At 58.2% G+C, this 9,743-nt stretch carries 11 protein-coding genes; 6 read left to right on the forward strand and 5 right to left on the reverse strand.

Annotated features, from left to right (window positions below):
* Positions 1–74 precede the first annotated feature (74 nt).
* The 3 genes from IEY43_RS18160 to IEY43_RS08440 are packed head-to-tail and all read left to right on the forward strand — an operon-like array spanning position 75 to position 2,484.
* Complete coding sequence (locus tag IEY43_RS18160; protein ID WP_209550345.1) at positions 75–509, forward strand: acyl-CoA dehydrogenase family protein; 435 nt, start codon at positions 75–77, stop codon at positions 507–509.
* A complete protein-coding gene (locus IEY43_RS08435) occupies positions 430–1,254 on the forward strand; it encodes a PDR/VanB family oxidoreductase (RefSeq protein WP_209550344.1) in 825 nt (274 codons plus the stop codon). Before IEY43_RS18160 ends, IEY43_RS08435 begins: the two co-directional genes overlap by 80 nt.
* A 12-nt stretch (positions 1,255–1,266) precedes the next feature.
* Positions 1,267–2,484 (forward strand): cytochrome P450, encoded by a 1,218-nt coding sequence (locus IEY43_RS08440; RefSeq protein ID WP_209550343.1) that lies wholly within the window; start codon positions 1,267–1,269, stop codon positions 2,482–2,484.
* 1,623 nt (positions 2,485–4,107) lie between these two features.
* Here IEY43_RS08440 and IEY43_RS08445 read toward each other — a convergent pair.
* Both IEY43_RS08445 and IEY43_RS08450 read right to left on the reverse strand, forming a co-directional pair.
* Positions 4,108–4,347, reverse strand: a complete 240-nt coding sequence (locus tag IEY43_RS08445; RefSeq protein ID WP_188948143.1) for a hypothetical protein — start codon at positions 4,345–4,347, stop codon at positions 4,108–4,110.
* A gap of 475 nt (positions 4,348–4,822) precedes the next feature.
* Positions 4,823–5,257, reverse strand: a complete 435-nt coding sequence (locus IEY43_RS08450) for an Hsp20/alpha crystallin family protein (RefSeq protein ID WP_188948144.1) — start codon at positions 5,255–5,257, stop codon at positions 4,823–4,825.
* Positions 5,258–5,384: 127 nt separating this feature from the next.
* Here IEY43_RS08450 and IEY43_RS08455 point away from each other — a divergent pair, with 127 nt between their 5' ends.
* On the forward strand, positions 5,385–5,708 hold the full coding sequence (locus IEY43_RS08455; RefSeq protein WP_188948145.1) for a MerR family transcriptional regulator: 324 nt from the start codon (positions 5,385–5,387) through the stop codon (positions 5,706–5,708).
* Positions 5,709–6,010: 302 nt separating this feature from the next.
* On the opposite strand, the gene IEY43_RS08460 is transcribed toward IEY43_RS08455, so the two are convergent.
* Both IEY43_RS08460 and IEY43_RS08465 read right to left on the reverse strand, forming a co-directional pair.
* Complete coding sequence (locus tag IEY43_RS08460) at positions 6,011–6,355, reverse strand: hypothetical protein (RefSeq protein WP_229777327.1); 345 nt, start codon at positions 6,353–6,355, stop codon at positions 6,011–6,013.
* Between the two features lie 238 nt (positions 6,356–6,593).
* Positions 6,594–6,986, reverse strand: coding sequence for a hypothetical protein (locus IEY43_RS08465; RefSeq protein ID WP_188948147.1), 393 nt, complete (start codon positions 6,984–6,986; stop codon positions 6,594–6,596).
* A gap of 236 nt (positions 6,987–7,222) precedes the next feature.
* On the opposite strand from IEY43_RS08465, the gene IEY43_RS08470 reads away from it, so the two are divergent.
* The gene (locus IEY43_RS08470; RefSeq protein ID WP_188948148.1) at positions 7,223–7,798 is read left to right on the forward strand and encodes a MarR family winged helix-turn-helix transcriptional regulator; all 576 of its coding nucleotides are present in this window, start codon (positions 7,223–7,225) and stop codon (positions 7,796–7,798) included.
* A gap of 234 nt (positions 7,799–8,032) precedes the next feature.
* Positions 8,033–8,332: a BAR domain-containing protein gene (locus tag IEY43_RS08475; RefSeq protein ID WP_188948149.1), complete on the forward strand. Its 300-nt coding sequence runs from the start codon at positions 8,033–8,035 to the stop codon at positions 8,330–8,332.
* Positions 8,333–9,069: 737 nt separating this feature from the next.
* Here the strand turns inward: IEY43_RS08475 and IEY43_RS08480 are convergent.
* Positions 9,070–9,465, reverse strand: coding sequence for a hypothetical protein (locus tag IEY43_RS08480; RefSeq protein WP_229777328.1), 396 nt, complete (start codon positions 9,463–9,465; stop codon positions 9,070–9,072).
* Positions 9,466–9,743 lie beyond the last annotated feature (278 nt).

The following is a 9,743-nucleotide window of genomic DNA, read 5'->3' on the forward strand; positions in this document are numbered from 1 at the left end:
TCCCTCGGAGAGGAAGAAGCGGGTCGGACCCACATAGTCCTGCACCACGGAGGGACGCTTGATGGCGCGGGGAGATGCTGCGCCTGATGGTGCTGAAGACCGCTTGGCTGATGGACACCGTGGGCGACAAGGGAGCCCACACCGAGATCCAGACCATCAAGATCGCCATCCCGGCGGCCGTGGAGTGGATCTTCGACAATGCCATCCAGACCTATGGCGCCGGCGGACTGTCCCAGGACTTCTTCCTGGCCGAGGGCTTCGCCTACTCGCACACCCTGCGCTTTGCCGACGGACCGGACGAGGTGCACAAGAACGCCCTGGCCCGCAACGAGCTCAAGCGCCAGCGTGCTGCCCGCGAAGCCACGGTGCCGGCAGGCGTCACGGCTTCCGGGTTCCGGACTGGACCCCCGGCGCGCATATCGAACTGTGGTGCTGCCCACCGACACGCAGAGCGCCCTCTCGCGGCATTACTCGCTGTGCGGCGACCGCTGGGAGGCCTCCTCCTATGAGGTGGCGGTGCTGCGCGAGCCCAATTCCAAGGGCGGTTCGCACTACATCCACGACGAGCTGGTAGAAGGCCAGATGCTCACCGTGGGCACCCCGCGCAACAACTTCTCCCTGGCCCAGGCCAAGCGCTACGAATTCATTGCCGGCGGCATCGGCATCACCCCGATCATGACCATGATCGCCGCGGCGGAGCAGCTGGGCATCGACTGGCACCTGCACTACGGCGGACGCTCCCGCGCTTCCATGGCCTTCCTGCCAGAGCTGGAAGCCTACGGCGACAAGGTGACCATCTGGCCGCAGGATGAAATGGGGCACCTGAACCTCACCTTCCTGGCCGAACCGGCGGAGCATGGCCGCGTGTACTGCTGCGGCCCGGAGCCGCTGTTGAACGCGGTGGCCGGCGCGGCCGAGGCCTGGCCTGCGGGCACCGTGCGCTTCGAGCGCTTCGTCCCGGCGCAGCTGCCGGAGCCGGTGCGCACCGAACCATTCGAGCTGGAGCTGGCGATTTCCAACAAGGTCGTCACCGTCGGCACGCAGCAGACAGTGCTCGGCGCGCTGAATGACGCCGGCGTGCCGGTGCTTTCCTCCTGCAACGAGGGCGTCTGCGGCACCTGCGAGGTCGGCGTGCTGCGCGGCACCCCGGAGCACCGCGATTCCCTGCTCAACGACGCCGAACGCGCCAAGAACGACCGGATGTTCGTTTGCGTATCCCGCGCAATTTCAGACCGCCTGGTCCTTGACCTCTAGGAGAACACCCTCATGACTGCAATGACCAAGTGCCCGGTGGCCGGCGGCAAGATCCCGGTGCTGGATCAAGACCCGTTCTCCCCGGAATCGCTGGAGAACCCGCTGCCCTTCCAAGAGGCCCTGCGCGAGGCAGGCCCGGTGGCCTACCCGAGCAAGTACGGCGCCTACGCCATCGGCCGCTACGAACACATGTCCCAAGCCGTCTCCAACTGGCAGGAACTGACCAGTGGCGAGGGCGTCGGGCTGCTGCCGCCGAACCGTGCCCGCGGCCTGCTGCAGATGGATCCGCCGGAGCACGACACCCCGCGCGAGGTGCTGCAGGAAATCCTCTCCGCCCGTGTGCTGCGCTCCATGAAGGACAACTGCATGGTGCGCGCCGAAGCGCTCTTCGACGAACTGCTGGACGGGGTCCCCTCCGGCGGCGAGGTGCTGGTGGACGGCGTGCAGCAGATCGGCGCGGTGTTCCCGGTGAACTTCTTCCCGGACGCCTCCGGCATCGACCCTGCCGGACGCGAAAAGCTGGTGCCGTATGCGGACCACATCTTCAACAGCCTGGGCCCGCGCAACGAGCTGTTCGAGAAGGGCGCAGGCCAGGCCAAGGAGCTGAACGAATGGGCCACCGGGAAGTGCCAGCGCGACGCGCTGGCCCCCGAATGCTTCGGCGCGGACATCTGGGCCGCCGCCGACCGCGGCGACATCCTGCACGAGCATGCCCCGCTGCTCACCCGATCGCTGCTTTCAGCGGGCATGGACACCACGGTGTACGGCATCTCCGGGCTGATGCACGCACTGGCCACCAATCCCGAGCAGTACGAAGCGCTGAAAGCCAACCCGGGCTTGGCCCGCGTGGCCTTCGGCGAGTCGCTGCGCGTGGTCTCGCCGGTGCAGCAGATCTTCCGCGTGGCCTCCACCGACGTGGAGATCGAGGGCTTCATCATCCCGAAGGGCAGCCGCGTGCTGCTGTCCTTCCAGTCCGCCAACCATGATCCGCGACGCTGGGAGAACCCGACGAAGTTCGACCTGAACCGGGACCCGTCGGGCCACCTGGCCTTCGGCATGGGCATGCACCAGTGCGTGGGACAGCATGCCGCCCGACTGCAGTCCGCCTGCCTGCTGGAAGTCATGCTGCGGCGCGTGGCCACGGTGGAGCTGGCCGGTCCGGTGGAGTACTCTCACAACAACGTGCTGCGCGGCTGGGGCAAGGTGCCGTTGCGCTTCACGCTGGCGTAGTAGCTACGAAGAATTCCGGCGCCGCGTCTCTGTCAGCCAATGGGCGGGGACGCGGCGCCGGTTTGCCTTGCCGTATAGGGAGGGCAAGGGGCAGAGGTCGGCATGGGAGGATGCGGCGGAACAGTCCGTCATTCAACCTTTTCCAGATTCGGCGGGATTTCATGCTTCAAAGGAGAACCCGCTGCATCCGAGCATTATGAATACCGTGGAGTCCGAGAGCGTGCAGGCAGCCGGCCTGAGTGCGTTGTGAAATGACTCGACGTGATGCGAAAAATAGGCAGAAAAGAAAAGGAATCGAAGCCCTGAATGATGGCATCGAGAGCTCGAAGCACGTCACGGCGACTACCTGGAACTGGTGTGATAGGACCGTTGGGAAACTGGTCTGGCGATGTGGCGCTTCGGAGCTTCTGCGCGTAGCAGCCCATCCAGTTGAGGCTCACAGGCATCTTCCTCCCACGCTCTCGGCTCCCATTGGCGGTGCGCACCAGTAGGCAGGTGGTAGGTCTCATCGCATGGGATAGTGGGTAGCTGGGTGAACCTCTTGTGGCCGATCTCTTTCATGCCGCAGCATCGATGCTGTAGCTCTAGCTAGCACATTTCGTTCGAGGATTGGTGTTGCCTTGAAGCCGCAAGCGAACAATGTGTGCGTTGGAATACCAGCAAACGACCAGCCGGCCTAAGCAGCACCTGAAGCATGATGCCTTTGGCATCAGAGGGAGCTCTTTTAGGCAAACTGGAGAGCTTTTCCTTCGCTGCATGTCAAACGATCACTGCGTGCAAACAACGGTATTTCCCGAATGCGTACCGCGTGGTCCCAGCCCTTAGGCGAAAAACGCACTGAGGAGCAATGCATGGCCTTCTGGCACATCTCGCGGAACGTGAAAGCTTCATTCCGCTTAAGGTCCACGCACTGTCCTTCTCGTGCGTTGTGATCCCCGGTGCCCGTGCCAGAAACATGCCATAGCGTCAGTTCATCGAAATACGGGTCGTAGCATCCAATGAGAACCGCGGAATCATAGATGGAAACTAGACCCATGACGGTGTCAAGCGTTTCATATGGGGCAGCAATGACTACAGGCATTCCCGGACCCCAGCCATTTCGCCGTAAATGAGCCTGGGCATGCGATGAAGTTAAAAGATTCCTAAGTTCCTTAGCCGTATGCGAACGCAATTCTTGGTGAAGCATCGTTCTTCCTCTTGGTTAGACGGAGTCGATGAGACCCAGTAACCTCGCATTGCCCTAAAACGCCAGTGCCGAGCCTTCGACTACTCCGATATCTGAAGCACTTTGCATCGTAGAACGCCAATATCCTCCGTAGCGCGAACGAACTATAATTCACAGCTTTCGAACATGGGGGCACGACTTCCAAAGAGCGGGCGCGTGCGCTCTACAAGGTGAGCAATGGCAGTACGACGTCTCCCATGAGCGATGGGAAATCTCACTTGATTCGCGGCTGGGCCTGCACCGAGAGCCTAGTTTCAATGTTTTGGAGAGCTCGTCCTCGACCTTCCCGCTTTCCACTTCTCTATTGGCCAAGAGGCGATAGCCAGCAGTGACGGTCTATAGAGAGAAAGCAGCGAACGCCTTGTTAAACGACGGAGAACGGGGAAGCATCGCGGCAGTTACCCGCGGGGGCCCCGACCGGGTGCCCCATACAGCGACTCATTAATCTGATCGATCATTTCTTGCACCTGGTGGACCTTGCTCTGCCATTGTTTATCGTTCTCACGGGCGTGCGGGCCCACTACTTCAGCGTTTAGCTCAATGAGTTCAATGAAGTGATCCCGGTACGCACAGAGCGCAGCAACGAGCTCATCGACCTGCTCATCATCCAATTGAATGCTCAGCAATGACTTACGCATGGTACCAACTCCCTTCTGCCGATCCCTCAGGGGTGCATCCGATCTTCGGTTCGGACGCACCCCATCAACTGCTGCGTGGAATTTCTTTCTTCAGTAGATCCTTTCCGAGGGTGCGCCCGGTCTTCGGTTCGGGCGCACCCGGTTAGCCACTCTGTTGAGGTTCTCCATCAAGGCTCACGGTTTATCGGAGGCGAGCGGGAGTAAACCCTTGCAGGTTCGAGGCTGCGTACCGACCCTTCACTTACTCGGCTATCGTTCTGTCCTTCCGGACACCGCTGACTGGGCCGCGGAACACCGTCGAGCGCGGTGCGTAGACGCGCTCGCGGCGGCTGGTCCTGACGTGGTGCCGTGGATAACTCGAGCTCGTATATGGCCAGAAGCAACTCGTCATCAATGACCAACGGTTGGAACACCGGATCAATGAGGGCAGACATGACACATCATCTCCGCGCATGCCCCGTGGGGGCACCTGTGACTAGCTCGTTAATTCCTTGGGGTCTTTCCCGCCGCGGTTGACAGCCACCTGAATCCGGCGTGGTTTGGCACTTTCGGCCACGGCGATATCCAATCTCAGCACACCATCGGCATACGAGGCTTGGATGCTCTCGGTATCCAGATGCTCCCCGAGCACCAGCTCACGGGTGAAGTGGCCCCACAGCCTCTCCGAACCGGTAACATGCTGGCGGCCTTCGGGCTTGGCGCGTTCCGCCCGAATGGTCAGGATGTTCTTTTCCACGGCCATGTCGATCTTGTCGGCTTCGATCCCTGGAAGATCAAACTCAGCATGGAAGCCGGTCTCGTCCCGCCATGCCTCCATCGGCATCCGGTGGACGGGCTCGGAGCTGAGCTGGGTGTTGAAAGCACGCTGTACCAAGCGGTCAAAATCGCGAAGTACCTCGGTCTGCATCATCTGAACTCATTCCTTTCTGGTGTGACACTCTATGATGGTGCAATTCACTTTCCGTTAGATCTATACCTAACGATGTAGATTTTATAGCATGGAGATCCGAGAAGATGCAAGCTACTCAAGGTAAAAAATGACAAAAAATTCTGCACAACCAGAAGCACAACCAGAAGTTGCCATCAAAACGCATTCCATTGCTACCGCCGCGCAGAGTGTGGGGGTAAGCGTGCAAACCGTCAGGCTTTACGAGCTGCGTGGTTTGATCACCCCCGCGCGGACCAGCGGCGGTACTCGCAGGTACCGTGCGGATGATCTAGCCCGGCTGAGGCAAATTTCTGACCTTATCGAGCGGGGCGTGAATTTGGCTGGTATTGGCATTATCTTGGAACTGGAAGCCGAAAATGACGGGTTGCGGGAGCAGCTTGCCGCTCGCCCGCGGCGCCAACGGATGGACTGAACACCACTTGCTCCGCCGGTGGCTGTCGGATGGCACCTTGTGCCGGGCGCCACCGAACTGGTCGAAGAATTCATAAAAATTGACTCAATCGGTGGTGCCTGGCCGGGTCGATGAACCCGCCTTCATCTTGTCCGCACAAGCCCGGGACAGAGCGGCATGCGGCAACGGTGCGCTAATTCAGCCGCGCATAACCCGGTTCTGGCTCACTAAAGGTATGAACGAGACCGTTGGCTGGACAGGTCATGAGCCAGAACGGGTTAATGAGGTGATTACCTGCTATTGACTGCGCAGGCTGGTGTCGATCAACGTTGGTAGGTTGATAGAGGATAGCGTGCAACTGGGGTGTTCTGAGATTGCATTATTGTGCAGGACGGGATGCGGTGGGCGACAGCCGTGTGTTTCCAGAATTTAACGCGGAATTCCGTGATGCCCGTGGATGAAAGGTCTTCGAAAAAATCTCCCATGGTGCGTCCATCTGCGGATACTTTCGCTATCTTGAGGGCAGGTTGCGGGGTGGTGACATGCAACATCTGCAACTCGTCCGTCTGCGAATCGAGCATTGCCACCAGTGCTGCGCGTCCATGGATTGAAACCATCCCCATCGCATCAGTGAGTGATTCGGCTGGTTGGGTCATGACGATCGGCATTCCGGGAGCCCATCCATAGTTTGATAGATGGGCTCTACCCTCACGGGTGGCGAGAAAATCGGCGACTCTGACTGCCGTCTTGGTTCTGGCGATTCGACCTGGCATTGAAGATACTTCCCTTTCTTGCACTGCTCACGAAAATAATGACGTAGTGATAGGAAAACTTTGCTAACTAAGCTTCGGGGCTGGTCCTCCCTTGTGCCGCCGCTTCTGGTCGGACGACGGACTGTTCTGGGTTTTAGGCCATGCTTAAATCCGTCGGGGACTCGCCAGTTGCGATTTCTAAGCCGCTAGTGGGGGTTAGCGTGGGGGTGGAGAAGGGATGATCCAGCCAATTTGTCGGGTGTGCAACCTCATCAAGCGGCGAGGGGGCTGCGGCCAAGCTTTCGTGGCCAGCGACGGCAAATTGCAAGTTCCGCACCTCGAATTGGATGCCAAGGAACTTCTCCATCTGCGGCAGGAGAGCATCATTGACGTACTGCATCAGCTCGGAAACGTGCTCTTCGCTTTTCGCAGTGCAGGCCACATTGACGACCAGCTCATCTGGAGATCCCGTGATAGTGCAAATTGCTGAATGCACCGAGTCTTTGCGCTGGCATTGCTGGGATCCAAAAGATGCGATTTTCTGCATCCTTGCCCTCCACGCTTTCGCCTGGTGCGTGGCTGTTTCTACAGGAACTGCTAAGGACTCTTTCATCTTTCACTCCGGTTGTGTAGCTGTTTCGTAGTAGAATATATGTAGATAAGCTAACTATTAGCTAGGTTACATTATATTTTTTCTGGTAGGCAAGCTGAGCCTCATTCGAGAGGGCGAAGGGAAGCCGGGAATCACGAGCCTCGTGTTTGTCTCCAGCGGGAGGAGTTCTCATGAGCAGTTATAGGGCAAGTGGGTATTGGTACGACAAGGGAACCTCAGTTCCAGGAGCTGTGGACCTGTTGAATCTTATGCGCAGATTCCGCGAAGCAGAAGGAAAGATGAGGGCCCAAGCCCGCAACTCAATGGGGATGAATGAGACCGATATGTCCGCATTGCGCTTCCTGCTCGCCGAGCATCGCAAAGGGGTGATTCCCCGGCAACGCGATTTCGCCGCGGAGCTAGGGATTTCACACGCGTCAATCTCTGTGCTGATCGACAGGTTATGTAGGGGTGGGTACGCGGAACGTATTGTGCATCCTTCTGATCGTCGGTCCGTTGGCATTATTCCGACCCAATATAGTGACACCGAGGTGCGCGGAACCCTGCATGAGATGCATGAGCGCATGATGGACGCCGTGAACATGCTATCTGAACACGAGCGCATTGCCGCGGCCAAATTTCTGGAAGCTATGATCCGCAGTGTCGAGATCGCTGATCGCCCGACAGAACCCCCCGCCCCAAAAGGTACTCAATCGTCCGGGCTAGCAGAAGGCGCTATTCCTTCTATCCAGCCGGATAACGCATAGGATTCCTCGGGCCTAATGGCCGCGTTCGCTGGCTCAATCCCTAGTGTTTTGCTTGGCATGGTCTCGGGGAGAATTTCTGTAGCTTGTGTACCAGAGTATTCCCAGACGAGAGCTGAGGGTTTTGTATTCAGTTCCTGATGAAAACCTTGTGGCTGGTGGCGCGCACAGCGCGGGGGCGTAAGTTGGAAGCATTGTGAAAGTAGTTAGCCTCTCAAACAAGTTAGGGTGATTCGAATGCCTCGGAAGCATCTTAATGTCAGTGTCAGCCACGACGAGTTCGAAGACCTCAATAACGCATTGGAAGACCACCGTGATGGTTTCAAGAGGATGGCTGAGGATGCGGAAAATGGTTTCGGTTTAGACCCCGCATATTGGGCAGGCAGGGCCTACGAGGTCGAGGGGCTTCGTAAGTCGATGCATGAACACAGCACTGAGGAGTTCGAGGGGGACGAAGTTTGCTCCACGGAAGCGGAGGAGTGCAAGGACTCTGCGCCGGCACGGGATCAGGATTCGATGCCTGGTTCCCAAGCATGAGAAGCAATACCTGGGCTGCACGAGGGCATCCTAGGTAATTGCTGCTTCTGTCTTCCTCGGGAAATGCAGGAAGGCAGGGGCTATGCTTACTCATTCCCTCAATCGATACCGGCCTGCAGGTACTTGGGGTGACGGTAGGCAAATCTGTACCCCTTGCCCTGGCCCCGTCACCGGCGGGTAGGGGCGACAAGTTGGAGACCTGGCGAATATTCTGGGAACTTATAACCAGCACCCCTCATAAGGGCATCCATCTTTGCGTACGGGCTATCCGTGCATCGGGCTCACCATTGCTTTAGAAGCCCTTCGAGTCCGTGTCCAAGCCCTGATTTATGCATTGAGAAGTGGGGTCGGGCACCGTGGCGACGCGTTCTGGGCTCAACGGGTTGCTGAGGTGCAACGGTTGCCCAACCCGGTGCATCTCATGGCATTGGGTGGGAATCCTTGGACTGCCCAGCAAGAATGGCAGCAATGCACGGCAACGAAAGGTATTCGGAGGTTGCCGCCAAACAGGGGTCAAGGATGGTACGCGGGCTAAAGCACGGCCGAGAGAGTTGGCCCTTCTGGGTCGGTTCCAATGAAACTTTGCTGCCGGACTGCTTTGCGGATCACGGGGAAACAGAGCGAGTGGCCGAGATTTCTAGAACGGCCCGGCCGTTACTGTAGGCATGACCGATAACTGGCCTTGATGCCTTGGGTGCTCATAGCTGCCGCATGCTGCTTTACCGCTCAGGTCGAGGCTACGCGCCGAAGCGATGGGCGTAAGTTATGCTCTCGCTGGACGGGCCGAACACAGGAACCGGGTGGGTCACTGAGCTAGCGTCCCAATATTTAGCTCGGAAGGTGACTAATCCGTTCTTTTCGGCACGGTCGAAAAGGTCTTGGATCTGAGTCGAGTCTCTCTCGACCTCAACTGCGCACAGGGCGGAGTTGGGGGTGGAAATATACAAGAATTTCAGCACGTCGAGCTGGTTATCAAGCATGGCTACTAGTGCCGGGCGACCGTGCATGGAGATCAGGCCCATGACGTCGTTGATCGGTTCCGTGGGAACAGCCATGACGATCGGCATTCCCTGTACCCAGCCGTGGTTTGCTAGGTGACGGCGCCCCTCGCGAGAACCGAGGATTTCGCTCACGCGTTCCGCGGTCTTGGTTCGTGCGATACGTCCTGGCATTTGTACTACCTCCACTGTGCTCTTGAGTCTTCCGAGTGATCCCCATCAGCTTGGAACAAGTCACTATGTACGCCGGCTACCTTTCATCCTGCCTGCATATGGTGTCATTTATACCCTAGGAGATTAGAAGTAACAGGGATAGTTGCTTCACTAACGATGAATAAAAGCACATGTGTGATGTCTCGATACATGGGTAACAGTTCTGTATCACCACATCGGTAACACTTGATGTATCGAGA

The sequence above is a fragment of the Glutamicibacter protophormiae genome (assembly GCF_014647495.1).
Taxonomy (GTDB): Bacteria; Actinomycetota; Actinomycetes; order Actinomycetales; family Micrococcaceae; genus Glutamicibacter; species Glutamicibacter protophormiae.

Coding starts and splice junctions, on each gene's coding strand:
- IEY43_RS18160 (WP_209550345.1), top strand. CDS start 75: ATGCTGCGCCTGATGGTGCTGAAGACCGCTTGGCTGATGGACACCGTG.
- IEY43_RS08440 (WP_209550343.1), top strand. CDS start 1,267: ATGACTGCAATGACCAAGTGCCCGGTGGCCGGCGGCAAGATCCCGGTG.
- IEY43_RS08445 (WP_188948143.1), bottom strand. CDS start 4,347: ATGCGTAAGTCATTGCTGAGCATTCAATTGGATGATGAGCAGGTCGAT.
- IEY43_RS08450 (WP_188948144.1), bottom strand. CDS start 5,257: ATGATGCAGACCGAGGTACTTCGCGATTTTGACCGCTTGGTACAGCGT.
- IEY43_RS08455 (WP_188948145.1), top strand. CDS start 5,385: ATGACAAAAAATTCTGCACAACCAGAAGCACAACCAGAAGTTGCCATC.
- IEY43_RS08460 (WP_229777327.1), bottom strand. CDS start 6,355: ATGCCGATCGTCATGACCCAACCAGCCGAATCACTCACTGATGCGATG.
- IEY43_RS08465 (WP_188948147.1), bottom strand. CDS start 6,986: ATGCAGAAAATCGCATCTTTTGGATCCCAGCAATGCCAGCGCAAAGAC.
- IEY43_RS08470 (WP_188948148.1), top strand. CDS start 7,223: ATGAGCAGTTATAGGGCAAGTGGGTATTGGTACGACAAGGGAACCTCA.
- IEY43_RS08475 (WP_188948149.1), top strand. CDS start 8,033: ATGCCTCGGAAGCATCTTAATGTCAGTGTCAGCCACGACGAGTTCGAA.